Source organism: Nocardia cyriacigeorgica (genome assembly GCF_005863245.1).
In the GTDB taxonomy this organism is placed as follows: Bacteria; Actinomycetota; Actinomycetes; order Mycobacteriales; family Mycobacteriaceae; genus Nocardia; species Nocardia cyriacigeorgica_C.
The window spans coordinates 495,067-520,917 of record NZ_VBUT01000001.1 but is presented as its reverse complement, the minus strand read 5'-3'; the positions used below and the strand labels follow the sequence as shown (position 1 = coordinate 520,917).

General features: G+C 66.5%; 28 protein-coding genes. 11 read left to right on the top strand and 17 right to left on the bottom strand.

Features of this window, described 5'->3' with window-relative positions; genetic code table 11:
• Window positions 1-50: 50 nt before the first annotated feature.
• Window positions 51-1,079 carry an RNA polymerase subunit sigma-70 gene (locus FEK34_RS02265; RefSeq protein ID WP_212748684.1) on the top strand — a complete coding sequence of 343 codons (1,029 nt, stop codon included), beginning with the start codon at window positions 51-53 and terminating at the stop codon, window positions 1,077-1,079.
• 20 nt (window positions 1,080-1,099) lie between these two features.
• On the opposite strand, the gene FEK34_RS02260 is transcribed toward FEK34_RS02265, so the two are convergent.
• The 11 genes from FEK34_RS02260 to FEK34_RS02215 all read right to left on the bottom strand — a co-directional run bounded on the left by FEK34_RS02260 (window position 1,100) and on the right by FEK34_RS02215 (window position 8,886).
• Complete coding sequence (locus FEK34_RS02260; protein ID WP_171048005.1) at window positions 1,100-2,266, bottom strand: hypothetical protein; 1,167 nt, start codon at window positions 2,264-2,266, stop codon at window positions 1,100-1,102.
• Between the two features lie 134 nt (window positions 2,267-2,400).
• A complete protein-coding gene (locus tag FEK34_RS02255) occupies window positions 2,401-2,727 on the bottom strand; it encodes a hypothetical protein (protein WP_138446172.1) in 327 nt (108 codons plus the stop codon).
• Window positions 2,728-2,913: 186 nt separating this feature from the next.
• On the bottom strand, window positions 2,914-3,291 hold the full coding sequence (locus FEK34_RS31345; RefSeq protein WP_432760923.1) for a DUF6188 family protein: 378 nt from the start codon (window positions 3,289-3,291) through the stop codon (window positions 2,914-2,916).
• 64 nt (window positions 3,292-3,355) lie between these two features.
• Complete coding sequence (locus FEK34_RS02250) at window positions 3,356-3,697, bottom strand: hypothetical protein (RefSeq protein ID WP_249358748.1); 342 nt, start codon at window positions 3,695-3,697, stop codon at window positions 3,356-3,358.
• A gap of 113 nt (window positions 3,698-3,810) precedes the next feature.
• On the bottom strand, window positions 3,811-4,257 hold the full coding sequence (locus tag FEK34_RS02245) for a hypothetical protein (RefSeq protein ID WP_138446171.1): 447 nt from the start codon (window positions 4,255-4,257) through the stop codon (window positions 3,811-3,813).
• Window positions 4,258-4,330: 73 nt separating this feature from the next.
• Entirely contained in the window at window positions 4,331-4,870 is a 540-nt protein-coding gene (locus tag FEK34_RS02240; protein WP_171048004.1) for a pentapeptide repeat-containing protein, read from the bottom strand.
• A gap of 184 nt (window positions 4,871-5,054) precedes the next feature.
• A complete protein-coding gene (locus FEK34_RS02235) occupies window positions 5,055-5,510 on the bottom strand; it encodes a hypothetical protein (protein WP_138446169.1) in 456 nt (151 codons plus the stop codon).
• Entirely contained in the window at window positions 5,507-6,865 is a 1,359-nt protein-coding gene (locus FEK34_RS02230) for a hypothetical protein (RefSeq protein ID WP_212748683.1), read from the bottom strand. The genes FEK34_RS02235 and FEK34_RS02230 overlap by 4 nt, the downstream gene beginning before the upstream one ends.
• Window positions 6,862-7,167 carry a WXG100 family type VII secretion target gene (locus FEK34_RS02225; protein WP_138446168.1) on the bottom strand — a complete coding sequence of 102 codons (306 nt, stop codon included), beginning with the start codon at window positions 7,165-7,167 and terminating at the stop codon, window positions 6,862-6,864. Before FEK34_RS02225 ends, FEK34_RS02230 begins: the two co-directional genes overlap by 4 nt.
• Window positions 7,164-7,505 carry a WXG100 family type VII secretion target gene (locus FEK34_RS02220; protein ID WP_171048003.1) on the bottom strand — a complete coding sequence of 114 codons (342 nt, stop codon included), beginning with the start codon at window positions 7,503-7,505 and terminating at the stop codon, window positions 7,164-7,166. The genes FEK34_RS02225 and FEK34_RS02220 overlap by 4 nt, the downstream gene beginning before the upstream one ends.
• 61 nt (window positions 7,506-7,566) lie before the next feature.
• A complete protein-coding gene (locus FEK34_RS02215; RefSeq protein ID WP_138446167.1) occupies window positions 7,567-8,886 on the bottom strand; it encodes a helix-turn-helix domain-containing protein in 1,320 nt (439 codons plus the stop codon).
• A gap of 541 nt (window positions 8,887-9,427) precedes the next feature.
• On the opposite strand from FEK34_RS02215, the gene FEK34_RS02210 reads away from it, so the two are divergent.
• The 5 genes from FEK34_RS02210 to FEK34_RS02190 all read left to right on the top strand — a co-directional run bounded on the left by FEK34_RS02210 (window position 9,428) and on the right by FEK34_RS02190 (window position 13,071).
• Entirely contained in the window at window positions 9,428-9,775 is a 348-nt protein-coding gene (locus tag FEK34_RS02210) for a hypothetical protein (RefSeq protein ID WP_138446166.1), read from the top strand.
• Window positions 9,776-9,894: 119 nt separating this feature from the next.
• Complete coding sequence (locus FEK34_RS02205; RefSeq protein ID WP_249358763.1) at window positions 9,895-10,497, top strand: DUF3558 domain-containing protein; 603 nt, start codon at window positions 9,895-9,897, stop codon at window positions 10,495-10,497.
• A gap of 15 nt (window positions 10,498-10,512) precedes the next feature.
• Entirely contained in the window at window positions 10,513-10,893 is a 381-nt protein-coding gene (locus tag FEK34_RS02200) for a hypothetical protein (RefSeq protein WP_138446164.1), read from the top strand.
• Window positions 10,894-10,909: 16 nt separating this feature from the next.
• Entirely contained in the window at window positions 10,910-12,271 is a 1,362-nt protein-coding gene (locus tag FEK34_RS02195; RefSeq protein ID WP_138446163.1) for a hypothetical protein, read from the top strand.
• Window positions 12,268-13,071, top strand: a complete 804-nt coding sequence (locus FEK34_RS02190; RefSeq protein ID WP_138446162.1) for an ESX secretion-associated protein EspG — start codon at window positions 12,268-12,270, stop codon at window positions 13,069-13,071. The genes FEK34_RS02195 and FEK34_RS02190 overlap by 4 nt, the downstream gene beginning before the upstream one ends.
• 13 nt (window positions 13,072-13,084) lie before the next feature.
• Here FEK34_RS02190 and FEK34_RS02185 read toward each other — a convergent pair whose 3' ends face one another.
• The 6 genes from FEK34_RS02185 to FEK34_RS02160 form a co-directional block, all read right to left on the bottom strand.
• Entirely contained in the window at window positions 13,085-13,483 is a 399-nt protein-coding gene (locus tag FEK34_RS02185; protein ID WP_138446161.1) for a TA system VapC family ribonuclease toxin, read from the bottom strand.
• Window positions 13,480-13,710 (bottom strand): antitoxin, encoded by a 231-nt coding sequence (locus tag FEK34_RS02180; protein WP_138446160.1) that lies wholly within the window; start codon window positions 13,708-13,710, stop codon window positions 13,480-13,482. Before FEK34_RS02180 ends, FEK34_RS02185 begins: the two co-directional genes overlap by 4 nt.
• A 67-nt stretch (window positions 13,711-13,777) precedes the next feature.
• The gene (locus FEK34_RS02175) at window positions 13,778-15,109 is read right to left on the bottom strand and encodes a sensor histidine kinase (protein ID WP_138446366.1); all 1,332 of its coding nucleotides are present in this window, start codon (window positions 15,107-15,109) and stop codon (window positions 13,778-13,780) included.
• A gap of 112 nt (window positions 15,110-15,221) precedes the next feature.
• Entirely contained in the window at window positions 15,222-15,941 is a 720-nt protein-coding gene (locus FEK34_RS02170) for a response regulator transcription factor (RefSeq protein WP_138446159.1), read from the bottom strand.
• A gap of 90 nt (window positions 15,942-16,031) precedes the next feature.
• Complete coding sequence (locus FEK34_RS02165) at window positions 16,032-16,418, bottom strand: hemophore-related protein (RefSeq protein ID WP_138446158.1); 387 nt, start codon at window positions 16,416-16,418, stop codon at window positions 16,032-16,034.
• Between the two features lie 107 nt (window positions 16,419-16,525).
• The gene (locus FEK34_RS02160; protein ID WP_138446157.1) at window positions 16,526-18,598 is read right to left on the bottom strand and encodes an AMP-binding protein; all 2,073 of its coding nucleotides are present in this window, start codon (window positions 18,596-18,598) and stop codon (window positions 16,526-16,528) included.
• Window positions 18,599-18,916: 318 nt separating this feature from the next.
• On the opposite strand from FEK34_RS02160, the gene FEK34_RS02155 reads away from it, so the two are divergent.
• Genes FEK34_RS02155 through FEK34_RS30560 form a run of 5 tightly spaced genes read left to right on the top strand, consistent with a single transcriptional unit; the run spans window position 18,917 to window position 25,789 of the window.
• On the top strand, window positions 18,917-22,600 hold the full coding sequence (locus FEK34_RS02155; RefSeq protein WP_212748681.1) for an ATP-binding protein: 3,684 nt from the start codon (window positions 18,917-18,919) through the stop codon (window positions 22,598-22,600).
• On the top strand, window positions 22,597-23,016 hold the full coding sequence (locus tag FEK34_RS02150; RefSeq protein ID WP_036533017.1) for a roadblock/LC7 domain-containing protein: 420 nt from the start codon (window positions 22,597-22,599) through the stop codon (window positions 23,014-23,016). The genes FEK34_RS02155 and FEK34_RS02150 overlap by 4 nt, the downstream gene beginning before the upstream one ends.
• Before the next feature lie 7 nt (window positions 23,017-23,023).
• The gene (locus tag FEK34_RS02145) at window positions 23,024-23,398 is read left to right on the top strand and encodes a DUF742 domain-containing protein (protein WP_014981573.1); all 375 of its coding nucleotides are present in this window, start codon (window positions 23,024-23,026) and stop codon (window positions 23,396-23,398) included.
• Complete coding sequence (locus tag FEK34_RS02140; protein ID WP_171048002.1) at window positions 23,379-23,981, top strand: GTP-binding protein; 603 nt, start codon at window positions 23,379-23,381, stop codon at window positions 23,979-23,981. Before FEK34_RS02145 ends, FEK34_RS02140 begins: the two co-directional genes overlap by 20 nt.
• Entirely contained in the window at window positions 23,981-25,789 is a 1,809-nt protein-coding gene (locus FEK34_RS30560) for an acetyl-CoA carboxylase carboxyltransferase subunit alpha/beta (RefSeq protein ID WP_249358762.1), read from the top strand. The genes FEK34_RS02140 and FEK34_RS30560 overlap by 1 nt, the downstream gene beginning before the upstream one ends.
• Window positions 25,790-25,851 lie beyond the last annotated feature (62 nt).

The following is a 25,851-nucleotide window of genomic DNA, read 5'->3' as shown; positions in this document are numbered from 1 at the left end:
CGCGGGGCGGGAGAACGGAACGCGGCGGGCAGATCCGTCCGGATGGCACGATGACTTTCGTGGAGCAGACCGTCCTCGAACGGGCCCGCGCCGGCGACGAACGGGCCTTCGATGAGCTGACCGAGCCGTATCGGCGGGAACTGCTGGTGCACTGCTACCGGATGCTCGGATCGTTGACCGACGCCGAGGACACCCTCCAGGAAGCGCTGCTCGCGGCCTGGCGCGGCCTGCCGGACTTCGAACAGCGCTCCTCGGTGCGGACCTGGCTGTACCGGATCGCCACCAACCGTTGCCTCAACGCGCTGCGCGCGGCTCGCCGCCGTCCACCCGAGCCGGTGCCACCGTTCCAGCCGCCGGAGCCGACCCGGCGGGATTCGATCACCTGGCTGCAACCGGTCCCCGACGACGTGCTCGCGGGTGTGGCCGACCCGGCTCCGGGACCGGAGGCGAATCATGAGGCCCGGGCCACGGTCGAACTCACCTTCGTCGCCGCGCTGCAACGACTTCCGCCGCTGCACACCGCGACCGTAGTGCTGCGCGATGTGCTCGGCTTCCCGACTGCCGAGGTCGCCGATCTGCTCGACAGCACGCCGACGGTGGTGAAAGGCACCCTGCAACGCGCCCGGGCGACGTTGCGGCGCCAGCATGGCAGCCTCGAACGGACCCGGCCCGGCTCGTCCACCGAACAGTCGCTCGCCCAACGTTTCGCGCAGGCTTATCTCGCCGGCGATGTGGACGGCGTGGTGGCCCTGTTGACCGACGACGCCTGGCTCACCATGCCGCCCGCGCCGCACGAGTACCACGGCCCGGCCGCCATCGCCGAGTTCCTGCGCGCCTCGTTCGGCTATCGCGGAGCGCGGCGGGCGCATCTGTGGGCGACGAGCGCCAATACCCAGCCTGCCTTCGCCACCTACCTCGACGATCCGGAGGGGCCGTTCGCGTCACCGGCCGGGCTGATCGTGCTGACCTGTTCGGGGGAGCGGATTTCCGCGGTCACCCGTTTCCACCTCTACGATCTCTATCCGCGTTTCGGAATGCCGGATCGGCTACCGGTCACGCTCGACGGTTCACCCGCCTGACATCCGGGGAGGCTGGTTGCTCACTCCCGCACGATCTCCACCGGGTCGGTGAGGGCGAGCGCGACCGCCGACTGTTGCGCCTTGCCGCGTTGGGGAAGGGCGGCGAGGGCCTTGCCGGTCTGGGTGTTCAGGTTGCCGACGATGCCCTGGAGCTGTCCGATGCCGGTCTCGATCATGCCGATGGCGGCCAGCAGCTGCGCGCCGCCCTGCTCGGCGAGCTGCGGCAGGGATTCGGCGAGTTGCGCACCCTGGGCCAATTGATCGCTCGCGCCGGTCAATCGGGCCACCACGGTGCGCAGCAGGGTGCCAAGGTCGGTGTTCGGGTCGACGGCGGCGCCGGTCAGCGTGCCGAGCCCGGTGAGCTGCGCGCCCGCCTGGCCGGAGACGTCACGCAGCGCTTGCAGCTTGGCGATCACATCCGCCACCTGCGGCTCACCGGAGAACGGCAGGCCGCGCAGCACCGGCAGGATCTGGTCGAGCCCCGAGGTCATCGTGGTCGCTGTCTGCTGCACCTGGGCGATGGTCAGATTCGTCGAATCGAACGCGGCGGCAAGCTGTTCGGCCTGCGCGGCGGCCCCGTCGACGGTGTTGTTCAGCAGTTCGATCGCCGACGTCAACTGCGCGGAACCGTTCTTGGCCATATCCAGGAAGCCGAGCAGCTGGTCGGCGCCCGCGCTGAACTGATCGGCCCCGGCCGCCGCCGCGTTCACCCCCGCGTTCAGCAATTGCGCGCTGAACTGCACGCTCGTCATCTCCGTCCGGGCGGCGGCCGTCGCCGAGAGCGCCGCCTCCACCCCCACGGCCCCGATGCGCTGGGTCACCGTCGCGATCGCCCCGTCCACCAGCTCGGCGTCGGCGCCCGCATGCGTCGCCACCGTCACCTGCGCCCGCCGCGGCTGCGGCCCCGCCAACGTGCCCATCGACTCCGTCAGATCGGCAGGCAACGTGATGACCGCCGCGTAGTCGTCGACGTCCGCCTCACCCGGCGCCACCGTTGTCCACTCATAACCACCGGCCTGCCGAACCGCCTGGACCACACGTTCGCCCGTCGGTCCTGAATCGGCGTTGACCAGAGCAATCCCGCTCGGCGCTGATGAGGACCGAGCACAGGCGGCGAACCCGCCCACCGCCCCGGCTCCGACGACGACAGCGGCGAGAAGTGCCCAGCGGGCGCGTTTGTTGATCACCCGGGCGAGGCTAGAGGCGAGTTATGGGGCGCAAGTGGGTGATTCTCTGAGGATTCGGTGAGGGGTGCCGCAGTTGCCGGATGCTTCCGACTACGTCTGCCTCCCGATCGCAATGAAGGGCGGGCTGATCGCGCTCACCCGATACCTCGAGATGCGATCTCTTCGAAATCTTCGGCAATCGGACCGGATGCCGGCAGCCTGAACCACCACCACTCGCGGTGGGAAAGATCGACGTCGGCGATGACGGAGATCCTCGTGCCCGTATCCGGCACCGTGTACCCCCGAAACCGGTTGTCAACGGGGCCGATCAACCGTAAAAGCTTGCCCTGCAACGTCATTGGCAAGCTGTCGAGCGCTTCCTGTAGGAAGTCGCGCATCGTCAGCGCCGCGACGAAGTCATACTCGGTCCAGACGCTTCGGTCGGCCCGTGGAAGTTCGCGGTCGCGATCGATCTTGTCCACATGAGCTTCCCATGCGACTGCCAAGTGAACGGCATCCCGACGCTCACCCGAGGCGAAGGATATGGTGTGTGTCGATATCTGGTGCAGCTCGTTTTCCGTGAGCTCTGACAGGAGCAGGCGATGGTATTCGTTAAGAAAAATTGCGACCCCCAGAGTTCGCTGCCGCCAGCTCGATAGTGATAGTGACTATCTTGCCGACCAGATTGCCAGCTGCCCACCCGGCAGGCATATGACACGGTACCCCCGTGGACCGACGAGACTCCACGCCTCGTATTCCGCATCCGGAAGCACGCGCACGCAGAGACCCGTATTCAGTCCCAGCTCAAACGATCCCGAGCTATCGGCGGTGGCTGTCTCTACCACTGAACCGACCAAGGCTTCGAGCTGCTCGCGGTGTTCCTGGTAGCACTCGTATTCGAACCGGGTAGGCGGTTTAGATCCCTCGAAGATCTCGAGATCGCCCTCGATGTGCAGTTCGTATTCGAATGATTCGCCTAACCGGACGGTAACCGTGTATCCGATAGTCACTTCGGACACTCTCGTGCCGGCTACTGGTAATCTCATGAACCTCCGTCGCTGGCCTGGCGATACGTAGAGGTCTGCTTCCTGCAAATGCAACGGTGGTCGGTCATCTGCGTGCCTCTCGCGGAGTTCCACGCCAAGGATCACCATACTTCTCATACGGATTGCCGAGCTCGCTCAGTCTCCGTTCGCCGCCCTCGATGAGATCGGCTCGGAACACCTCGTTCGAACCGATAGCGTCATAATCGATCTGAAGGTAGCCGGGAACCCCGTTGTATCCGTGGGCAATCCGATCGATTGCTTCATCAATCGATACAGTCCATGGCTCCCATAAGCGGCCTCCGCCGGGGAAGGCGCCGAACCGGATGTAATTCTTTTCTGCGAACTCTTGGATAAGGTCTAAGATTGCCTGTCGAGAGTATTCTTCATGAGCTATTCGCGCGAACATGCCGTCAAAGGGTCGCGATGGGAGCCCAGTCGTCCGAAAGTTCGTACAGCATGAAGTGTTCGAGTACTTCAATTCTTCGTCTCGAAGCCGGAGAGAGATCTGTTGACATCGTCCTACGGACGCCGATACGATGGACAGCCCCAATCCGACGCGTTCAGGTACGGGTCGTCGAACCAGGGGTCGCCATACTTATCGTAGGGGTCTCCTAGGTATCGCAATCGAGCCCGTCCCGCTTCGGTGATTTCTGCACGAAATACTTCGTTAGTTCCGATCTCATCATCGGTAATAGATAGATACCCGCACTCACCGTTATAGCCCTGCGCTATGCGATTGATCGCCTCGTCGGTCGGCGCATCCCAAGGTTCCCACGGGCGACCGCCTCCTGGGAAGGCGCCCAACCTGATCATACCGGCTTCGGTTAGCTCCTTGACTATCTCGAGCACGCGGCGGCGCGAGAAATCGTCAGGCTGAAGCTTTTCGACTGTCCCGTGAAACTCTCCGATCGCCGCCCAATCATCAGCTATTCTGTAGAGCAGAAAGTTCTCCAGTACCTCATCCATTGGAAAATCCATCTCGTTGGCCTGGATCTGTCGGGCTGCCATATGCGGGCAGCCGACCTGCAATCTTGTGAATCTAGCTTCTAGCAGGGATTACTGCCTTCACCTCTGGGGCACCTCTTTCGGAAAACCGGGTATTCAAATCTTCGCCGCTGAGCAATTCAGTGGTTTCGACACCGACGTCTATCGGGCCGCGGATTACGCCGCGGCAGCCTTCAACCAGGCACCAGGCAACTTTGGCTTTGGCGAAGCTTGAACCATTGAGCCGGCAGGTGCGCAGATCAGCGCCGCGCAGGTCGGCGCCCGCCAAGAACGAACGCTGTAAGTTGGCGCCGCTGAGATCGGCGCCGCTCAGATCGGCACCGTCTAGATCGGCCTTCTCCAAGTTGGCTTCGCGGAACTTGGCAGCCCGCGCGTCGCAGCCCCGACCTTGAAGCTTCCGAATATCCGATTGGCTGAAGTCGGCCCCTCGGGCGCTCGCATCGGCGATCCACGCCGTATGCAAATCTGTGCCAACGAAGCGAACATGATCGACCTTGGCCTCGCTGAGTTCCGCACCGAGCAGATCCAGGCCAGACAGGTCCGCGCCCGAGAAATCCAGCCCCCAGCCGTTCAATAGCGACTCCGAGGTTCGCTCGCCCGAAGGATCGGCGGGCAAGGATTCCAGGTACGTGCGTAAGCCACGACTAGCATCAGGATCGGATGGCCACGATCGCACATCTTCCAGGGATCGTGCGTACATCCTCATCATGTGCTCAGGCCACCTTCCCCCCTGTCAGTCGATATCCTACGATCTGATCTTACGATGGACGATACGGCGGATAGCCCCAATCCGATGCGTTCAGGTACGGGTCGTCGAACCATGGGTCACCGTATTTTTCATACGGGTCGCCCAGTTCTGCTAGCCGAGCCCGACCGAGGGCGGTGAGCCTTGCCCGAAACAGCTCGTTTGGGCCGAGGTCGGCTTCCGGCATTTCCAGAAGGCCGGTGATGCCGTTACGCCCATGGGCAATTCGTTGAATTGCCTCATCGACCGGCACATCCCAAGGGCGCCAAGGGGGGTCTGATTCTGGCGAGATGTTGCCGATCTCGATATATCCCCGGAGCACGAGCTCGCGTATCAGGTCGAGAACATACTCTCGCGTGTACTGCTCTGGAGCGAACTTGCGAGCGTGCTCGACGAACTGGCCCAGCTGTGCCCAATCATCCGAGATCGAGTACAGAAGGAAATTCTCGTATGCGGTGTCGATGTTCACGGCAAATGCACCTTCACTGGCGCGGACCGACCGGGGTACCAAATGTCGATTGTTCGACCGCCCGATTCGCTGTAGTTCCTCAGTCCGATCTTCGTTCCGTCCGGCAGCTCCTTCACCTCACCATCATAGTCGCGCATCGAGGAGGGCTTTCCTTCGCGTGTGAGATCTTTGTATAGGGATTCAAGCTCCTGGTCGGTGTCGACTTGACGATTGGGCTTGTTATTTCCCTTGCTTGTTCTGGACAGGACGGTATCGCGGACCTCTTCCTGGCTCTTGGGGCCAGTCCTGGTGCCATCATTCCTCCCCTCAGGCAGGCCATCGTCATCGATGAATACTTTCATCGCGATGATCCCGGCGAGACTGCCGATTACTGCGCTCAGCGGGGGGACTGAGTCGAATGCGCCCACCTTTCCTACCGTGACGGCGCCGCCCGCAGCTGCAGCGGTCAGTCCGATGGCCTGGAAGAGTTTGCTGGCGCGGTAGGCGGTGCCGATGGCGACGGCGGCGTCGGCGGCGACGACGGTGACCGTGCCGCCGGCGGCGGCCAGGCTTGCGCCGAAGGTGAACCAGGCTGAGGCGGCGGCAACTACCAGGGTTGCGGTGATCGCGATCAGCGCAGTTTTCAGAGCCGATTCGAATGCGGCGCGGACGTCGACTGTTCCGGTGTGGTAGGCCGTGACCGGTGCGGCGATGCTGCTTGTGGCGGCCGCGAGTTGGGTGGCGCCGCCGTGGAGGGTGTCGAGGTGGGCGTGGATTTTGGGGAGATTTTCTGGGTCGACGGTGTTGTCGAACAGGGATCTGATGGACTGGATTCGGGCGGCGGCACCGGTGATGGCCTCGTGTTCAGCGAAAGTTTTCCAGACCGAGGATGCCTTGTTGAGCTTGTCGGTGTCGCCGTTGGGTAGCTTGCCGAACTCTTCGCCTACTTTGGCCAGTACAGCGTCGAAGAGTTCTTCGACGCCGACGGAATCGTCGCGTTTGATCCCATGTCCGTTGTCTGCTGTCGATGGCGGGATCGCGACTTTGTGCTCCGACATCGCGTGAATCGTTGGGCGCGGTGCGGGTGTGCCACCGGGTTCTTGCCCGTAGTGGTAGCCCATCGCGTAGAGCGCGTATCCGAAGTTGGTGAGCGCATCGGCGAGATTGGTGCAGGTCTGCATGGTGTCGAGGGCGACCTGATCATATTTCTCGCCCCACTGCTTGCAGCCGGGCGCGTCGCCGGCCATGCCGACGCATTCCCCCTTGACGGCATCGTGCACGGGCTTGTCCGCCGCCCGCAGATCCGTGGCGAGCTGGTGGCACTGTGCGGCCGCTTCGTAGAAGGTTTGCCAGTCGACACGCAACGTGTCGTTCATGCTTGCCCGCTCGACAGGATTCGAGAATTGGCGGCGATCGCGCGGGTGTAGCGGCCGTGCGCCGTCTTCGCAGCCTCGCTCATGTCGAGAATGCCTTCAGCGAATTCGCGTGCGCCCACAGCCCACTGGCGGTGCGCGTCGGCATAAGCCTGTGCCGCTACGCCTTCCCATCCCGTGCCCTGGAGCCCGGCGACTTTGTCATCGATACGATCGAGATGATCGGCGATGAAACCGGCCAGACCGGCCAACCGGGCGACCAAATTCTCCAGCTCGGTGAGGTTTACCTCGAACTCAGTACTCATGACACGATGTTCAAGCTCGACTGCGTCACCGCAGCGGCAGTGCCTTCGTCTCGAGCCTGATAGTTGTCGGCCGTCACACCCAGTTTTTCGGCCATCCCGGTCAGGGCCGCGATGATCTGCACGCCACCGTCGCGTAGTTCGGTCCAGCCCTCCGCGAACTGGGTGGCTGCCCCTCCACGCCAGCCGCCGTCGGCCAGCGAATCCACATCCCGGGCCGCAGATTCCAACGCCGACCGTAACTCGTCAGCCACTCCGTAGACGTACTGGCCGACCGCACGCACCTGCTCGGGCACAACCATGATGGTGTCGGCGGATGCCGGATTCTCCCCCGTACTCACGGCCCGAACGATACAGGCCGGCTGAGGTAGGGGTCCAGACCGCCAGCCGGTACGACGCCGCTCAGAGCCGCTTACGTCCACCTACGAGGGAGGTATAGCGGTGGCGGAAGTGGGTGGCGGCGTCGGTGGTGAGGTGGCGAGTGGCGGTGTAGACGGGGTGGAGTTCGGCGAGCAGGCGGGGAGAGTTGACGGTGTTCTCCAAGAGTGAGAGGGCAGAGTTGGCTGCGTCGACGGCGGAGGTTGTGTCGCCGAGGCCGGCGAGGGATGCGGCGTAGTAGGTGCGGTAGGACGCTTCGTCGCGAGGGAGATTTCCTGGGCGGTCCACGCTTTCGCGGTAGAGGTCGGCTGCTTTGCTGTGCTGGCCGAGGAGCTTGTGGCCCTTGGCTTGAAGAACGGTGAGTTCTGACTCAGTGACGAAATGCAGCCATACTGGATCATTTTCGTGCTCCAGTCCGCGGTCGGCTTCCCGCCACACACTTGCCATGGCGCGGTTGAACTCCTGGCCATCTCCGACGGATGCGTACGCGGTGGCCTCGCGTGCGCGACGCAACGCATTGAGCCGGGCTGACGGTATGCGCCGAGCGAGTTCGGCAGCACGCTGGGACAGGCGGACGCATTCGCGGCTCTTCGTCGCTCGATCGATAGCGACATAGCTCAGCCCACCCAGTGCATTGGTGTGCAAGTCACTATCGCCGCTCTGTTCGGCCAGGATGACGGCATCTGTGTAGCAGGCTCGTGCAAGGCCGTAGTCGTTGCTGTCATGCGCTAGCCATCCCGCGCATGTGGATAGGCGCCCGATCGTCGCTACCAGGTCTGCGCCGGTGTGGGCGCCATATTCGCCGTGGTCAAGTAGGTGTCGGGCGCGTCGGTACTGCTGGTATGCAAACTGGGCGATGTCCCCGGCACCGAACTGGTTGTCGTGTTCCCAGAGTCGGCGAGTGATGTTCTGAATCTGGGTGATGTGCGGGCTGCCGACCTTGACCGGATCGCTTGCGGCGGCTCCTGTGGCGGTGAGTGCTAGCGCGGTGATCGTGGCTGTCCGGCCGAACTGTCTGCGGTCCATGTCTTCAGCTCCTTCATCGTTGTTTTCGATAGTCCCCGGTCCGGCAGTGCCCAGCAATAGCGGCAGCAGAGCGGTGCGCGGGATGCCGAGTGCATCGGTGGCACGGGTGAGTTCGCGCAGGTCGAAGATGGTGCCGACTTCGCAGCGCTCGACTCGTCCGACGTGGGTGCGCTCCCAATGCAGCAGGTCGCCGAAATCAGCTTGGGACAGTCCTAGTTGTCGGCGGACCAGAGCGAGTGCGCGGCCAGGTTGCCCGCTGGCCAGCAGTTCTTGAAACTGTCGCGTTTCCCATGCGGGAGTGAGTGTTTCGTTGGTCAAACCGAGCCCCCTTGCTCGATCCGATGGTCGTATGTGCCAACTGTAGGCGCGAATTCGCTGGTCAGTTGGGTCAACGGCAGATTCTGCACATTAGGTGCGTGCAGATTCTGCCGTCGCTACGATCCCGCCCCCCCGGTGAGGCTGGTCTCCGCATCCGGCGCCGGGTCGATGCCCCATATGGGGCGCACTGACCTGCGGGAGCCGTGAGTTGGTGGCGAAAGCTCTCGGCGCCGGATGTCCGCAGGCATCAGGACAGGAGGCGAGTCGGAATGGGTTTCACGGGCGGTCGACGGGAATTGACGGCGCAGGATGTGTATTTCGCACGATTGTGGTGGTTGCGGCGCAATGGCACCGCCGACGACGTGGCGCGGTTCGCGGCCTCGGGACCACCGCCGCCGGTCGCGGCCGATGGATATTGGGGTGCATTGGCGTACTACGAGTTTCACGCGCCGAACGATGCGCGCTGCGCCCGAGAGTATGCCCGGCTTCGTGCCGAAGGCCCGCCGCGATTGTCCGGTGATCTTCGGGAGGGTGGCCAGTGATGACGGGGTGGTGGATGTTCGGGTGTTTCGCCGGATTTGCGCTTTCGGCAGTGTGCATTGTTGCGGCGGGGTTGTGGTGGCCGGTGGATATCCCCGAGGGACGCAGTGTGGCGGATATCCGCTGGCGGCTCGCCTGGGAGGAACGGCAATCGAGGATGGAGTACGCGATGTGGCCGGCGGGATTTCCGCATGATGCGCCGGAGCGGCCGATGGGGCTGGTGGAGGCACATCGGACGATGCAGCGGCATCGCGGGTGCAGGGTGGATGAATGCGCGCGAAAGGCCGCGGCATGGGAGGTGTTGGTCGCGGCGGGCCGGATCAAGCCGGATTCAGGGCGCAGCAAGTGAGCGGATAGTTCCGCGCTCAGCGCCGCCTACGGAGAATCCGCTGGCCACAGCCGGAACCGCGAGGCTCCGGCGTTGCCCGGCGCAGGAGTTGGAAACCGGTGGAACCGATCGGGCAGCTGATGCGTCCTAGACTGCAGAGGGTTTTGTCGGTCGATCGGGAGGCGCTAGTGCGACGGTGGGCGGTGGGGGCCGTGGTGGCGGCCGGTGCGTTGTTGGCTGGGGGGTGCGGGTCCGATGTGGAGGGGACCGCGACGCCCGACGGAGGCGGGAGCAGTTCGACCGAGGCATCGGGTCAAGGACAGACGCAAGTGCTGTGGGATCCGTGCACCGAGATCAGCGATGAGTTGCTTGTCCAAATCGGTATGCGGCCGGAGACAGAACGGTCCGGTGTGGCCGATGTCGAGGTCGAGGGCTGGAAGGTTTGCTCCTGGAACAACAGCGACTTCGGCCTGACAGTGTATTCGACGGACAACACAGTCGAAGCTATCCGGAACAAGGACGGAAACAAGGATTTCGCCGACGTGACGGTGGCTGGGAGGCAGGCACTCCAATATCGCACCGATGCGGATCAGTACGACGAGGACTGCGACATGGCGTTCTCGACGACTTACGGATCGGTAATTGTCGGGACGATGAATCGCGCGTCATCGAAGAATGTGGTGGCCCCTTGCCAACGGGCGGGGTCGGCCGCTGAAGTTCTCGTACCCGTGCTGCCCGATTGATCTAGGAGGCGATCGATGGCGGATATGGGTGGCGAGGTCAAGTTGTGGCAGCACCTTGCTGGTGAAGCAGAGGCTGGCCGGCTGTCGCTGGACGAGTCGGTTGCTAAGGACTGCGCGAACGTGATCCAGCAGCGAATCGACCTGTACGAACAGCTCAGGGAGGATCTCAAGCGGATCAACCGAGTCACGGGTCTCGGCGACTTCGCCTGCACAAAAGAGCTGGCCACGATGCTGGGCCTGAAGGCGATCGGCGGCGAGGGCGACGTCGATTCGTCGCTCAAGGCCCACGTGGATGTCCTGGTCCTGATGCGCGATACCATCAGCAAGTCTGTTAAGGACCTGGCCGACCAGGACACATCCACGAGTCAGGCGTTCAACGGCACGCAGGTGAACTGAGCAAGGGGGGATCGCCGTGGCGGTCAATATCATTCCGACGTTCATCGAGGTGGGCCAGGCGATCGGGCGGATGGTGCTCGACGGCCCGATCAATGATCTGAAGCGGACCGCAGCGGCTTTCGGTATTGCGCACGGTGACGCGAGCCCGGATGCGACGATGGCGCGCAACCGCATCGACGAGATCAAACGCAACGGCTTGGATGTCACGTCCCAGGAATCGCAGGTGCGCACCTACGAAAACCTGCACGCGATGGATCAGCAAAAGCTGTACGACAATACGCAGGCGATGAACCTGACGACCGTCGTGCAAATCCACGAGATGTGGGAGGGCATCCGCAATCGCATGGAGGTCGACCAGCAGCGGTTCGGGCCGCAAATGCAGAAGGCGATTGCCGAGAAGTGGCAGGGTGCGGGGGCGGCTGCCGCGGCGAACGGGATCGGCGAGTATGCCGGCAAGTCACAGAATCTCGTCGGATCTGTGCAGATCATGGCCGAGAAGGTCAAGTTGATTCGGTCGGCGATGGAGTTGGTGCGGCCGGCTGTCCCGCCGCCACCGGATGACAATATCGTTGTGTCCGCGGCGAGTTGGGTTCCCGGTCCGACGTGGCGAGCCGACGAGAAGCTCGAGAATTCGTCGAAGAACTCCGCGATCCGGGTTCTGGAGAACGTGCTGTATCCGGCGGTCAAGGAGACCGATACCGAAGTGCCGCTGGTTCCGCCACCGTACAACCCGATCCATGAGCCGAACCAGCCGGTGGTGCCACCGCCGGGCCGAGGTTGGGAGCCTCCGCCCGGCAAGTCCGGGCCGGAGCCCGGCGGGCCCGGTGGGGAGAACGGCAAACCCGAGGAGCCCGGTGCCACGGGCGAAGAACCCACCACGCCAGCGGGCGCGAATACCCAGTCCCTGCTGGACGACAACGCCCTCGGCTCGACGACACCGGCCGGACTCGGATCACCCCAGCCGTCGACCGCGGCTGCGGGCATGTCTTCGCCAGGATCGTCTGGCCTGCCCGGTTCGACCGGAATTGGAACAGGTGGCGGTCTCGGCTCGGGTGGTTCGGGTTCGGGTGGCCCCGGTCTGGGTGGTGTGGCTCCTGGCGTCCCCGGTGCGGGTCGTTCCCTGCCGGGCCAGCCGGGCGCGGCTGCCGGGCCGGGAACCGCTGGAGCCTCGACGAACTCGGTCGGCCGTGGTGCGGGGATGCGCGGCGGCATGCCGGGGATGATGGGGGCGCCCGGCGCACGCGGCGGCAAAGACGATGAACGCGAATCGGACTCGAAGATCAAGGAATACCTGGTGACTCAGGAGAACGGCGAGGAGCTGACCGGATTGGGTGAGGCGCACCGGGCCAAGACAGTTCCGCCGGTGCTGGGCGAATGAGCCGGCCGTCGTGGGTCTTCAGCCCGCTCGAATTCTCCGTGCTCTGGCAGGCCTTCGATCGTGACGTGCTCCCGTACCCGCTGCAATACCGGTCGACCGAGGACACCCAGGACGCGTACGAACAGGCGTGGAAGACCGCCGCTGCTGCCGTGCACGACCGGTTCGACGAGGACCTCTACGCCGCGCTGCGGCTTCTCGTACAGCCCGAGGCGCGCATCGAGGTCGCTGGTTTCGCGGCCGCCGCACCCACTCCACCGTCCGGTCGAGGAGCACCGGACCGTCGAGTGCGCGCCCACGCCGCCATCTCCTACCAGCACGCCGTTCTGCTCACCCAGCAGCCGACCGCCGATGCCGATCGTGGTGGTCAGGTGCGAATGGAACTCCTGAATGCGGCCGCCGTCCCGGCCAGGATCGCGGCAGGGCTACCCGTCTGCGATCGGAGCACAGGGACCGGTATCGCCGTCAATCGCAATGATCTCGACGACGATGACCGTCCGCTCGCCGCCTACAGTGACGCCTCGAACCGTTCCCCACGTGAGCAGGCCGGTCGGTTCTTCAACCGGCCCCGCACGACTGTCGTCCACGTCGCCGCCCACGCCGGTCCCGACGACGAGACCCGCGCCGGCTTCCGCGACTTCCATGTTCTCGACTACCCGGAGGGTCGCTACATCGCACGCACCCTGCGCCATGAACTCCGCGCCGATCCCGCCGGCACCACCGACATCGAGAACCTCACCCAACGCATTCTCGACGCCACGCTCCGCGACTACCGCGAAGAGAACGATCCCACCTACGCCTGACCGCCGGGCGTAGTCAGTTGGGTTCGACCAGGTCGACGACGTCGGGGTGGCAAGCGGCCAAACCCTTGTCGAGGGTGACGAGTCGTCCTCGTCGCGATCGTGCCAGCGCAGCGAGATAGGCGTCGGTGACCTGGCGGTGCCCGATCACCGCGCGCATCTCGATGTCACCGAAGGTGAGTGAATCGGGCCAGAATTCGTGCCTGCTGTGCTGAGTCAGCGTGTCCAGAACAGCGAGCGCCGTCTGCGCGGTCTGCCCCTCGCGCAGGAGTAAGCGCAGCAGGCTGCCCTGGGTGATCGGGCAGGTCGCGATGGCATCGGTGGATTCGGTGAACCAGCGCTCGGCTGCATCATGATGCGTGTGGTCGGTGACAAGCAATGCGATCAGCAGATTCGCATCGAGCAGTGCGGTCACTCGTCCTCCAGGGAACGGACATCCTCGGAGGTGATCACTTTGCCGAGGGTAATCGTCCGCAAGCCGGTCGTGGGGCTTCGACCGAGCTCATTTGTGGAGGTACTGCTGTTATCCAAGCCTCGGCGGACTAGATCTGCGACCGTCTGGCTGAGGCTACGCCGAGTATCGCGCGCGATCGCCACAGCGCGGCTGTGCAGGTCATCGGGGAGATCGATCGTGGTGCGCATAGTTCGATTCTAGCGCTCATGCCATCATGATGCCATGACATCATGATGCGCTCGGTGATTGCTCTGATCAATGATCAGGTGGCGCCGGTCTCGCGGGAAGATCCAGCACCAGCCGCACCCCGCCGAGCGTTCCATCGTCGAAATACGCCTGACCGCCGTGTAATTGGGCCTGCTGCGCGACCAGCGCCAAGCCCAGGCCCGAACCGCCCTTGGTGGCCTGGGTGCCGCGGTAGAAGCGGTCGAACACGGCTTGGCGTTCTTCGACCGGGATGCCGCGGCCGTTGTCGTCGATGGAGACGATGATGTGGCCGTTCGGGGCGCGGTGCGCGGAGACGAGGGCCTCGGTGGCGCCGCCGTGTTTGACGGAGTTGGCCAGGGCGTTGTCGACGGCCAGGCGCAGGCCCGCGGGCAGGCCGCGGGTGACGAGTTCGGCGTCGGAGTCGATGCGCACGGTGAGGCCGGGGAAGTGGCGCATGGCGTCGTGGGCGGCCTGGTCGCAGAGGTCACCGACGTCGGTGTCGACGTGGTCGCGTTCGTGGGTGAGGTCGCCGGAGGCCAGTCGTTCCAGCGCGGAGAGGGTGGCTTCCACGCGGCCCTGGCTGCGGTGCAGGTCGTCGAGGATTTCGGCGCGCTGGGCCTCGTCCAGATCGAGGGTGCGCAATACTTCGAGGTCGGTGCGCATCGCGGTGAGCGGGGTGCGCAGTTCGTGGGCGGAGACCGCGGCGAAATCGCGGGCGGTTTCCAGGGCGGCGGCGGTTTCGCCCTGCGCCTGATCGACGCGCGAGAGCATGGTGTTCACCGCGTGGGCGAGTTGTTCGGCCTCGAGCACACCGGAACCGTCCACCGGTTGCGGCGGATGCTCGGGATCGCGGTAGCCGCTGCGCGCCCCCACCTGACGGGTGAGGTCGACGATGGGGCGCACCGCGCGTCCGCCGAACAGCCAGCCGAGCCCGGCCGCGGCCGCGATGGCCACCAGCCCGCCGGCCAGCACCCATCGCTGCTGTTCGGCGGTGGCGCGAGCGGCGTCGGCGTTCGGGATACCCAGTGAGACGGTCCGCCCGGCTTGCTGGTTCTCGGTGGTGGTGAGCACGCGATACGACGCACCGTCCACGGTGACGGTATGCGATCCCGTTGGCAGGTCGGGCAGTTCGATCGCGGTGGTGGCGGTGAGCTCGCCGTTGTCGCGGACGGTGAGCGCCAGATTTTCGTTCGGGCCGATGAGATTGACCAGCCCGACCGCGATCACCGGGTCGATCAGCACCAGCCGGGATGCGAGCGTGAGCTGCTGATCGGTCTGCTCGACATTGACGCGCTCGATCGCCTGCAATGTGATGACGCTGAGGATGGTGATGATGAGAATCGCACCGGCCGCTGCCGCGCCTGCGACCCTGGTGCGCAGCGAGTAGGCCCGGCGACGGCGCGACCCGGCGCGGCGATCGAGCGGGGCGATGCCGCCCGATCGCGAGGCTGCGCCGGGTGTTTCCCGCGAGCCGGCGCTCACAATCGAATACTCATTTCGGCGCCCGCAGGACGAACCCCACCCCGCGAATCGTGTGCAGCAACCGCGGTGTCCCTTCCACTTCGAGCTTGCGCCGCAGATATCCGACGAAGACATCCACCACATTGGTGTCGGCGGCGAAGTCGTAGCCCCACACCAGCTCCAGCAGCCGCTCCCGGCTCAGCACCACACCGGCATTGCGGGCCAGCGTGGACAGCAGTTCGAATTCCCGCTTGGTGAGGTCGATTTCGCGGCCGTGCAGCAGCGCCCGGTACCCGGCGACATCCACTTCCAGCGGTCCGACGGTGACCGCGCCCGGTGTGGAGGCGGCGGGGGTGTCGGTGCGGCGGCGCAGCAAGGCCTTGATCCGCGCCACCAATTCGGCCAGCACGAACGGCTTCACCAGATAGTCGTCGGCGCCCGATTCCAGTCCGGCGATGCGGTCGTCGACCGAACTGCGGGCGCTGAGCACACAGATCGGGACCTCGTTGCCCATGGCGCGCAGCGCGGTCACCACACCGGCGCCGTCGAGCACCGGCATGTTCATATCGAGCACGATGGCGTCGGGGGAGTGCTCGTTGACGGCGCGCAGGGCCGCGCCACCGTCGCGGGCCACCAGGACCTGGAAGCCGGACAGGCGCAGCCCGCGCTCCACCGAGGCGAGCACGTCCTCGTCGTCATCGACGACGAGGACGGTCGGGTTCGTCGTGCGATCGGCGCTCACGTCGTTCATTCTGCCGTCGTTTCCCGGTGCGGCCCGGTCACGACGCTCACCGGGCAGTCACGACGCTCGCCCGGGCGACTGGCGTGAGCACCGGTCCGCTCAGTAGTTCTTGCAGGTGTCGGCGACCTTCTGGATGGTCTGGCTCAGGCCCGCGGCGCGCGGGTCGTTCTCGGCCTGCTGCGCGGCCTCGGGGTTCTCGTCGAGGTAGCGCTGGAGCTCGGCGCGGCGCTGCTCGACCGGCTGTTCGAACTTGGCCTGCAGTTCCGCCTTGACCTCGGGGTTGGCGTCCAGCATCGCGGCCAGCTGCGGCGCCTGATCGTGCAGGGCGGCGTCGACCTGGGCGAACGAACACTCCGATTCCAGCAGCGGCGCGGCCAGCTCCATCGGGCCCGCGGATGCGATCGCGGGGCTGAGGAAGGCGGTCACGGTGGCGGCCCCGGCCACGGTGAGTGCCGCGAGGGTGGCCCTGCCACGAAAACGTTTCATATTGCTGCCTCCTACAAGATCGGTGACGGACGCCTCGACGGTATTGCCCCGGGCTGGCACCCGTGTGAACCGTTGCTGTGAAAACTCTGAGGAGCCGAGCAGATCCGTTACGGGGCGACCGGATTCGAATCCGGCACGACTTCGCCGTTGCCATTGCCGTCGCCATTGGCCGGACGGCTCGTGAACAACTCGGGCTGCGCGGCCAGGATCTGATCCTCCAACGCCACCAGCACCGCCGGATCCTCGATGGTGGACGGCACCTCGTATTCCTCGCCGGCGGTGATCTGGCGGATGGTCTTGCGCAGGATCTTGCCCGAGCGGGTCTTGGGCAGCCCGGCCACCACCACCGCGTCGTGCAGGGTGGCGATGGCGCCGATCTGTTCGCGCACCCGCTGGATCAGTTCCTCGCGCAGCTGCTCCTTGTCCACCTCGACGCCGGTCTTGAGCACCACGTACGCGATCGGCCGCTGTCCTTTGAGTTCATCGGGCAGGCCGATCACCGCGCATTCGGCCACCGCGTCGTGGCCGGCGATCGCGGCTTCGATGCTGCCGGCCGAGAGCCGGTGCCCGGCCATATTGATCACATCGTCGCTGCGGCCGAGCACGAACAGATAGCCGTCGTCGTCGAAATAGCCGGAGTCGCCGGTCAGGTAGTGGCCGGGATAGGCCGATAGATAGGAGCGCTTGTACCGCTCGTCGTCGCGCCACAGCCCGCTGAGCGCACCCGGCGGCAATGGCAGGCCGATGACGATATTGCCTTCGACATTGGCCGCCACCGGATTGCCGTCGGAGTCGAGGACGCGGAGCCGATAACCCGGTACCGGCACCGACGCCGAGCCCGGCTTGATCGGCAACTGTTGCAGCCCCAGCGGATTGGCGCAGATGGGCCAGCCGGTTTCGGTCTGCCACCAGTGGTCCACCACCGGGCAGTCCGGGCGTTCGGCGAGCAGGGTGTCCACGGCCCACTCGTAGGTGGTCGGGTCCAGCCGCTCACCCGCGCAGAACAGGGCCCGCAGCGAGGACAGATCGTAGGTGTGGGCCAGCGCGGCGTCCGGATCGGCGCGGCGGATGGCGCGCAGCGCGGTCGGCGCGGTGAACAGCACGTGCACCCCGTATTCGGCGACCACCCGCCAGTAGGCGCCCGCGTCCGGGGTGCCGATCGGTTTGCCCTCGTACAGCAGCGTGGTGGCACCGACCAGCAGCGGCGCGTAGACGATGTAGGAGTGGCCGACCACCCAGCCCACATCCGAGGCCGCCCACATCACCTGACCCGGGCCGACGTCGTAGATATTGCGCATCGACCAGCACAGCGCCACCGCGTGCCCGCCGTTGTCGCGGACCACGCCCTTGGGGCGGCCGGTGGTGCCGGAGGTGTAGAGGATGTAGAGCGGATCGGTCGCCGCGACGGTCACCGGCTCGGCGAGCGGGGCATCGCGCACCGCCTCTTCCCAGTCCATCCACCGCGCGGCCACGGTCTCATCCGAACTCGGCAGCGATTCGGTGGCCGGCTGCGGCGCCGGGAACGGGATCGTCGGGAAGGCGGCGCGCTGCTTGACGATGACGTTGCGCGGCGCCGTGGTCCGGGCCAGGTCGAGCGCCTGCATGACGATCGGCGGGTACTCGATCCGCCGGCCCGGCTCCAGTCCACCGGAGGCGGTGATGATGAGCACCGGCTCGGCGTCGTCGATGCGGGCGGCCAGTTCGGGCGCGGCGAACCCGCCGAAGACCACCGAATGCACCGCCCCGATCCGCGCGCAGGCCAGCATGGCGATCACTGCCTCGGGGATCATCGGCAGATAGATCACGACGCGGTCGCCCTTGGTGACACCGAGCCGTGACATCGCACCGGCGAACCGTGACACTTCGGTCAACAGCTCGGCGTAGGTGTATACCCCCCTGTTACCGGTCATAGCCGAGTCGTATATAAGTGCGGGTTGGTCGGCTCGGCCGCCGGTGCCCTCGGAACCTTCCGGCAGTTCACGCACGTGCCGGTCCAGCGCGTTGAACGAGGTGTTGAGCGTGGCGTCGGGGAACCATCGGGCCGCGGGCTTGGCCGTGGTGTCGATCACTTGCTCAGGGGGTACCTCCCAGTCGACGGCGGTGGCAGCATGGGCCCAGAACTCGGCGGGATCGACGAGGCTGGTCTGATAGACCGGTCGGTACTCGTTCCTCGCGTTCAACCCGTGCTCCCTAGCCTCGCTTCGATGCCCGCCTCGATAGATCAGCACGATTGTGGCAGACTTCACGCGACGCCCGGGTGGGTGCCGCGACCTTTGGTTTTGCCTGGAACGGGCTGGTCACTGGGCGAGTGCCGATGCGGGGTCAACCAAGAAGTTATTGATCCGTTAGAATCTGATGTCACTTATTCGGTCCGTCGTAGACGCAATTTCTCGGCCAGCCGCAGATCTCGGCCAGCACTGTCTGTCGAGCCAGCATGCGATTGTGGAGGTTGGCGCTGATGGCGCGTGGCTGGGGCCAGTTTGGAAAGTGAGTGGGAGATGCGTGACGCCGCTAGGTCCGGCAGAAAGCGCTGGGCGCTCAGCAACTGGGACCTGCGCTGGAAGGTTACGGCGGTCCTCGCCGTGCCGCTGGCCGTCGCGGTCGGACTCGGCGTGTCCAAGATTTCGTCCGAGTGGAGCGAGGCCAACAGGCTGGCCTCCGCGGCCGACAATGTCGAGGTCATTCCGGTCGTCACCGGTCTGAGTGCCGCGACGTCGACCGTCGCCGGTTCGCAGGTCATCAATATCGGTGGCCGGTCGCTGGTCACCGAGGAGAACCTGGTCGACCTGGACAAGGCGATCGCCGGTGCCGAAGGCGCGGTCGGTGAACTCTCCGACCTGCCGAGCGCGCAGCAGCCGCTCCAGGAGATGATCGATCTCGCCAAGCAGGTGCGTGCCCAGGGGCTGACTCCGACGCCGTTGTCGCCCACCGAGGCCGCCGCGGAGATCGACCGGTACCGCGGCGCCGGTGTGCGGGCCGTGGAACAGATCGTGACCCAGGTCAGCGATCCGGTGATCGACGAGGCCAAGCTGCGCCTGGTCGACTCGCTCAACACGCGTGCGTCGATGGTCGGTGAGATCGTCGGTGTCGCCGACTACCTGCGTGATCGGGAGACCGGTCTGCAGACCTATCTGGTCGCCAACAACACCGAGCGCGCGCTGCTGAACCTGCTCGCTCAGCGATTCCCCGCCAACGACCGCAATATCCAGGACCTGCGCACGGGCGTCGAGACCCGTGCGGCGATGATCCAGGGCCCGGAGGCGCAAGCCGGGCAGCTGCCCCTCGGCGAGGCCCGCCAGTCGATCCTGTCCAGCCTCGACACCACCGAGGCCCTGGTCGCGATGGCCACCGACGACATCGTCGGCGGCGTGCGCGACCTCGCCGACAACGCCCGCTCCGACGCCATCATGTACAGCGTCGTGGTGCTGCTCACCATCCTCGCCGCGCTGCTGCTCGCGGTGTTCGTCGCGCGGTCGATGATCGTGCCGCTGCACCGGCTGCGCCTGGCCGCGCTGCGCGTCGCCGAGAGCGACCTGCCGCACGAGGTCGCCCAGCTGCGTAACGGCGCCTCCCCGGAGGAAGTGCCGCTGGAGCCGATGCCGATCCGCTCCGAGGAGGAGATCGGTCAGCTGGCCCGCGCCGTCGACGACATCCACGGTCAGGCCCTGCGCCTGGCCAGTGACCAGGCGCAGATGCGTACCCAGGTCAACGACATGTTCGAGACCCTGGCTCGCCGCTCCAAGTCGCTGGTCGATCATCAGCTCACGCTGATCGAGGCGATGGAGTACGACGAGAAGGACCCGCGCCTGCTGGAGAACCTGTTCCGGCTGGACCACCTCGCCGCGCGTATGCGCCGAAACGGCGACAACCTGCTGATTCTGGCCGGTACCAAACAGCGCAGGGCCAAGTCCGCGCCGGTCGAGATCGCCGACGTGCTGCGTGCCGCGATCTCCGAGGTCGAGGACTACGAGCGGGTCAAGCTCGGCGCCACCCCGCGCGGTTCGCTCAAGGAACCTGCCGCCTCCGACCTCGCGCATCTGTTCGCCGAGCTGCTCGACAACGCGCTGCGGGCCTCGCCGCCGGAAACCGATGTGAAGTTCACCTTCGCCCAGGCGCACGACCAGGGCCTGCTCATCGAGGTCGCCGACCGCGGTATCGGTATGCCGCCCAGCGAGATGGCCGAGATCAACCGCAGGCTCGAAACCACCGCCGAGCCCGGCCCCGACACCGCCCGCCACATGGGTCTGTTCGTCGTCGGCCGCCTGGCCGAGCGGCACGGGCTCACCGTGCGGCTGCGCCCGACCTTCGACACCGCGCGCGATCCCGGCGTCACCGTCACCGTGCACGTCCCGGTCGGCCTGATCGTCGCCGACAAGAGCGGCTCCGGCCCGCTGGTTCCGCAGCCGTCGCCGGCTCCGGCCGGTGGCCCGCAGCGGCCCTCGGCGCCGTCGTCGATGCAGATGCGTTCGGTCAGCCGCACTCCCGGCGGCAACGTGATGGTCACCGTCGATCCCGGCGTGAGCGGTCCGATCCCGGCCAGTGCCGAGGATCGCGCGGCCGCGGCCGGTGCACCCGCCACCCCCGGCGGCGGACTACCGCAGCGTCAGCCGGGTTCGGCGATGGCCTCGGGTCTGCGCGGTGAGGCCGAGCAGTCCGGTGCCACCCTGCGCCCCGCGCCGGGGCAGCAGGGCACGGGCCCGCAGCGCGGCAAACTCGCCGCCGCGGCCATGCCCAAGCGCAGTGTCGTGCCCGGCGGCCCGGTGCCGCCGCGCCCGGGTGGCCCGCAGGCCGAACGCCCGGCCGCCGCTCCGCCGCCGCGCGATCCGAACACCGGACTGCCGCAGCGTCAGCCCGGATCCAACGGTGTGCCGCAGCCGACCGGTGGTCTGCCGCAGCGTGAGGCCGGTCCGGCAGCCCAGCCGGGTGCCGGCGGTGGTCTGCCGCAGCGTGGTCCCGGTGGTCTGCCGCAGCGTCAGCCGGGTCAGGCCGGGCCGAGTGGTTTGCCGCAGCGTGAGCCCGGGCAGAGCGGCCTGGCGCCGCGCGAGGCGGGCCCGAGCGGGCTGCCGCAGCGTGAGCCTGCTGCCGGCGGTCTACCCCAGCGTGAGGCCGGTTCGACCGGACTGCCGCAGCGTGAGCCGTCGGTTGGTGGCCTGCCGCAGCGTGAGGCCGGTTCGACCGGTCTGCCGCAGCGTGAACCCGCCGCCGGTGGACTGCATCGTGAGGCCGGCCCGAGTGGCCTGCCGCAGCGCGAGCCCGCCGCCGGTGGTCTCCCGCAGCGCGACGCGGGCCCGAGCGGTCTGCCGCAGCGTGCGCCCGGCCAGAACGGTCCCGCACCGCGCGAGGCGGGCCCGGGTGGGCTGCCGCAACGTGAGCCGGGCCAGTCCGGTCTGCCGCAGCGTCAGTCCGCGGCGGCGCAGTCCGGTGAGATCGAGGCCGTCGGCGCTCCGGCCAATGGCAGTGCGCAGCCGGGGCTGCCGGCGCGTCGCCCCGAGGTCACCCAGCGTCACACGGAGCTACCCCAGCGTCAGATGGATCTACCCCAGCGCGCGTCCACCGAACTACCGCAGCGTCAGACCGACCTGCCGTCGCGTTCGACCGGCCCCGGTGGCCTGCCGCAGCGTCAGCCGGGTGGTGCCGGTCTGCCGCAGCGGGTGGAGAACGCGCCGGGAGTCGGCCTGCCGCAGCGTGAGGGCGCCGGTCGCCCCGCCAACGGTGACGCCAACGGCTCCGGCGAGAACGGCCGCGATCGGGGCAGGCACAGCTACCGCGCCAACCCCGAGCGGACGGCGTCGTTCTTCCAGACCCGGTTGCAGCCGGCCGAGGAGAGCGGCTCGGTGATGGGCGGAACGCCGATCTTCGCCGAAATGATGTCGGCCTGGCTCGCCGATCCGAACTCGGACCGATCCCAGACCGCCGCCTCCTTCGAATCACCCGGTGACGAAGGCTGGCAGGCAGCACAGCGGGCGAGCGAAGCCAAGCCCACAGCCACCACGGCAGCCGGTCTGCCGCAACGTAATCCGGGCGGACGTCTCGTGCCCGGCGCCGTCAGCGGCGCCGTGGATCGGGCACCGAGACGCGATCCCGAATCGATTCGGTCCAGCTTGAGTCGTCACCAGCAGGGCGTCCGGGATGGCCGCGCAATGAAGGCAATGAACCTAACCGGAGACAAAGGAGACCGATGAACCCCGATCTAGGTGGTAGTGGTACGAACCGTCAGCTGGATTGGCTGGTTTCGAACTTCGCCAACGAGGTTCCTGGCGTAGCCCATGCCGTGCTGGTCTCGGCCGACGGTCTGCTGATGGCCGCGAGCGCGCAGCTGCCGGTCGATCGTGCCGAGCAGCTATCGGCCGTCACCGCCGGGCTCGCCAGCCTGTCGGTGGGTGTGTCGAACCTGTTCGAAGGCGGCACGGTGCTGCAGTCGGTGGTCGAGATGGAACACGGCTACCTCCTGCTGATGGCAGTCGGCGACGGCTCGTATCTGGCGGTCCTGACCAACACCTCGTGTGATATCGGTCAGGTCGGCTACGAGATGGCGTTGTTGGTCGAGCGTGTTGGCCAGACAGTTCAGGCCACTCCACGCGTCACGATGGGTTCCTGATGGTGGGATGGACATAGAAGATCATCGTGTGGGGAGCGCCGAGCCCAGCCTCGTCCGCCCGTATTCGCTGACCGCGGGTCGTACGCGGCCCGCGGTCGAGCTCGCGCTGGAGGCTCTCGTCGCATCGCATCCGGTCGCCCTCGAGCGGCAGTTCGAACTGACCAACATCGAAACGTCCATCGTGGAGTTGTGCAGAGAATCGCCGTCCGTGGCTGAAGTTGCGGCTCGATTGGGTATACCCATCGGGGTGGCGCGTGTGCTCGTGGCAGATCTCATCGAAGCGGGGCACGTTCGCGTTTCGGCCACATTGAAAGACGACTCCAGCGACGATGAACGTCGCGAGCTGATCGAAAGGGTTCTCAGTGGACTCCGGCGTATTTGATTCGACGGCGCAGGTCGATACCCGTACCGCCAAGCCGACTTCGGCCAAGATCGTGGTCGCGGGTGGTTTCGGTGTGGGTAAAACGACATTGGTCGGCGCCGTCTCGGAGATCGTTCCGCTGCGCACCGAAGCGTTGGTCACCAACGCGAGTGCCGGAATCGATAACCTGACCGGCATTCCGATGAAATCGACCACCACGGTGGCGATGGACTTCGGCCGGATCAGCCTCGCGGACGACCTCGTCCTCTACCTCTTCGGTACGCCCGGCCAGTACCGCTTCTGGTTCATGTGGGACGACCTGATCCGCGGTGCCATCGGCGCCGTGGTGCTGGTCGACACCCGCAGGCTGGAGGACAGCTTCGCCGCCGTCGACTACTTCGAAGCGCGCAACCTGCCGTTCCTGGTGGCGCTCAACGAGTTCGACGACGCGCCGCGCTACCCGATCGAGGACATCCGGCAGGCGCTGGCCGTCTCCGGCGATGTGCCGATCATGTCCATCGACGCCCGCCGCCGCGAACCGGCCAAGCAGGCGCTGGTGGCCCTCACCGAGTACGCGCTGCGCAAGGTGATGCAGGGCTATTGATCGGCGCCGGCGGGCAGCGACGCAGCGGTTCGACGGACGGCGACGGCGCGGGATCGGGGAGGATCTGCGCCGCCGAACTACTCGAAGCGTTGCTCGATCCCGGCACGTTCCGCAGCTGGGACCGGCCACCGCTCGAGGTGAGCACGTCCGAGCGCTATCGCGATGAGCTGCGCGCGGCGGCGGAACGGGCCGGTACCGATGAATCGGTGCGCACCGGCGAAGGATTGCTGCGCGGCCGCCGGGTAGCCGTGATCGCCTGCGAGTTCGGATTTCTCGCGGGGTCGATCGGGGTTGCGGCGGCCGAACGCATCGTCACCGCGGTCGAGCGGGCGACCGAACTCGGCCTGCCGTTGATCGCCTCGCCGACCTCCGGCGGTACCCGAATGCAGGAGGGCACCGTCGCTTTCGTGCAGATGGTCAAGATCGCCGGTGCGGTCGCCGCGCACAAATCGGCCGGATATCCCTATCTGGTGTATCTGCGCGACCCCACCATGGGCGGTGTCTTCGCTTCCTGGGGATCGCTGGGCCACATGACTTTCGCCCAACCCGGCGCGATGATCGGCTTTCTCGGGCCTCGGGTGTACCAGGCCCTCTATGACCAGCCATTTCCGAGTGGTGTGCAGACCGCGGAGAATCTGTACCGGCACGGTGTCATCGACGGGGTGGTGGGACTTTCGGTCTTCCGGCGCGTTGCCCATCGGGCGTTGAGCGTGCTGAGCGGGGTGCCGGGTCCCGATGCGGCGCCGCCTGTTTCGGCGGACGTCCGGCCTGCGGGTGCGGGGGATTCGAGTTGTGCCGAGTCGGTGCCAGGAGGTGGCGAGCAAGCCGCTGGCGATGTCGAGCGGGTCCCGGGTGGCGATGGGCAGGCTCCCGGCGGTGTCGACCGGGCCGAGGGAGAGGCCGAGCGAGTTGCCGGCGGTATCGAGGGTGTGCGGGGTGGTGTCGAGCCCGACTTACCTGATGTCGAGCGGGCCGATTGTCACGCCGAGCCGGCAACGGGCGGTGCCGCGCCGCATTCGGAGGGCGACGAATCGAACCCCGCTTGGCAGTCGGTGTTGAGCACCCGCCGCCCCGATCGTCCCGGCCTGCGCGAGCTGTTACGCCATGTGACGCAACGGGTTCCGCTCAGCGGCACCGGCCAGGGCGAGACCGACCGGACGGTGGTGCTGGCCTTGGCACGCTTCCGTGGACACCCCTGCGTGGTGTTCGGGCACGACCGGGCGGGGCAGGTGGGGGAGAACACCATGGGCCCTGCGGCGTTGCGGGAGGCGCGGCGCAGTATGCAGCTGGCGCAGGAACTGCGGGTGCCGTTGGTGCTGGTGATCGATACCGTCGGTGCGGCGCTGTCGAAGGAAGCCGAGGAGCGCGGGCTGGCCCCCGAAATCGCGCGGTGCATCTCCGATCTCGTCACTCTGGATACTCCGACGATGTCGGTCCTGCTCGGCCAGGGCACCGGTGGTGGCGCGCTGGCCCTGCTGCCTGCCGACCGTGTGCTCGCCGCGACACACGGCTGGCTCGCCCCGCTGCCGCCGGAGGGCGCGAGCGCGATCGTGCACCGCGATACCGAGCACGCTCCGGAACTGGCCCGCTCCCAAGGCATCCGGGCCGCCGACCTGCGAGCCGCCGGGATCGCCGACCGCATCGTCGCCGAAAAGCCTGATGCGGCAGACGAACCCATCGAGTTCGCCCGCCGTATGGTCGCCGCCATCGGCTCCGAGCTGGCGGGCCTTCGCGCCACGCCGCTGGATGAGCTGCGGGCGGCCCGACACCTGCGCTACCGCCGACTCGGTCTCCCGCACACCGGTTGACCTTCGGCGAGTCCGAGTGCGTTCGCCGGGGGCGACCGCGCCGTGCTCGCAACCCTGCGGCA

What these genes read in the sequence shown, in the direction of transcription:
- FEK34_RS02250 (WP_249358748.1), bottom strand. Translation starts at nt 3,697, where the DNA reads ATGTTCGCGCGAATAGCTCATGAAGAATACTCTCGACAGGCAATCTTA.
- FEK34_RS02170 (WP_138446159.1), bottom strand. Translation starts at nt 15,941, where the DNA reads ATGAACGACGTGAGCGCCGATCGCACGACGAACCCGACCGTCCTCGTC.
- FEK34_RS02265 (WP_212748684.1), top strand. Translation starts at nt 51, where the DNA reads ATGACTTTCGTGGAGCAGACCGTCCTCGAACGGGCCCGCGCCGGCGAC.
- FEK34_RS02150 (WP_036533017.1), top strand. Translation starts at nt 22,597, where the DNA reads ATGAACCCCGATCTAGGTGGTAGTGGTACGAACCGTCAGCTGGATTGG.
- FEK34_RS02205 (WP_249358763.1), top strand. Translation starts at nt 9,895, where the DNA reads ATGCGTCCTAGACTGCAGAGGGTTTTGTCGGTCGATCGGGAGGCGCTA.
- FEK34_RS02190 (WP_138446162.1), top strand. Translation starts at nt 12,268, where the DNA reads ATGAGCCGGCCGTCGTGGGTCTTCAGCCCGCTCGAATTCTCCGTGCTC.
- FEK34_RS31345 (WP_432760923.1), bottom strand. Translation starts at nt 3,291, where the DNA reads ATGAGATTACCAGTAGCCGGCACGAGAGTGTCCGAAGTGACTATCGGA.
- FEK34_RS02180 (WP_138446160.1), bottom strand. Translation starts at nt 13,710, where the DNA reads ATGCGCACCACGATCGATCTCCCCGATGACCTGCACAGCCGCGCTGTG.
- FEK34_RS02210 (WP_138446166.1), top strand. Translation starts at nt 9,428, where the DNA reads ATGACGGGGTGGTGGATGTTCGGGTGTTTCGCCGGATTTGCGCTTTCG.
- FEK34_RS02155 (WP_212748681.1), top strand. Translation starts at nt 18,917, where the DNA reads ATGCGTGACGCCGCTAGGTCCGGCAGAAAGCGCTGGGCGCTCAGCAAC.
- FEK34_RS02200 (WP_138446164.1), top strand. Translation starts at nt 10,513, where the DNA reads ATGGCGGATATGGGTGGCGAGGTCAAGTTGTGGCAGCACCTTGCTGGT.
- FEK34_RS02230 (WP_212748683.1), bottom strand. Translation starts at nt 6,865, where the DNA reads ATGAACGACACGTTGCGTGTCGACTGGCAAACCTTCTACGAAGCGGCC.
- FEK34_RS02225 (WP_138446168.1), bottom strand. Translation starts at nt 7,167, where the DNA reads ATGAGTACTGAGTTCGAGGTAAACCTCACCGAGCTGGAGAATTTGGTC.
- FEK34_RS02145 (WP_014981573.1), top strand. Translation starts at nt 23,024, where the DNA reads ATGGACATAGAAGATCATCGTGTGGGGAGCGCCGAGCCCAGCCTCGTC.
- FEK34_RS02165 (WP_138446158.1), bottom strand. Translation starts at nt 16,418, where the DNA reads ATGAAACGTTTTCGTGGCAGGGCCACCCTCGCGGCACTCACCGTGGCC.
- FEK34_RS02245 (WP_138446171.1), bottom strand. Translation starts at nt 4,257, where the DNA reads ATGGATGAGGTACTGGAGAACTTTCTGCTCTACAGAATAGCTGATGAT.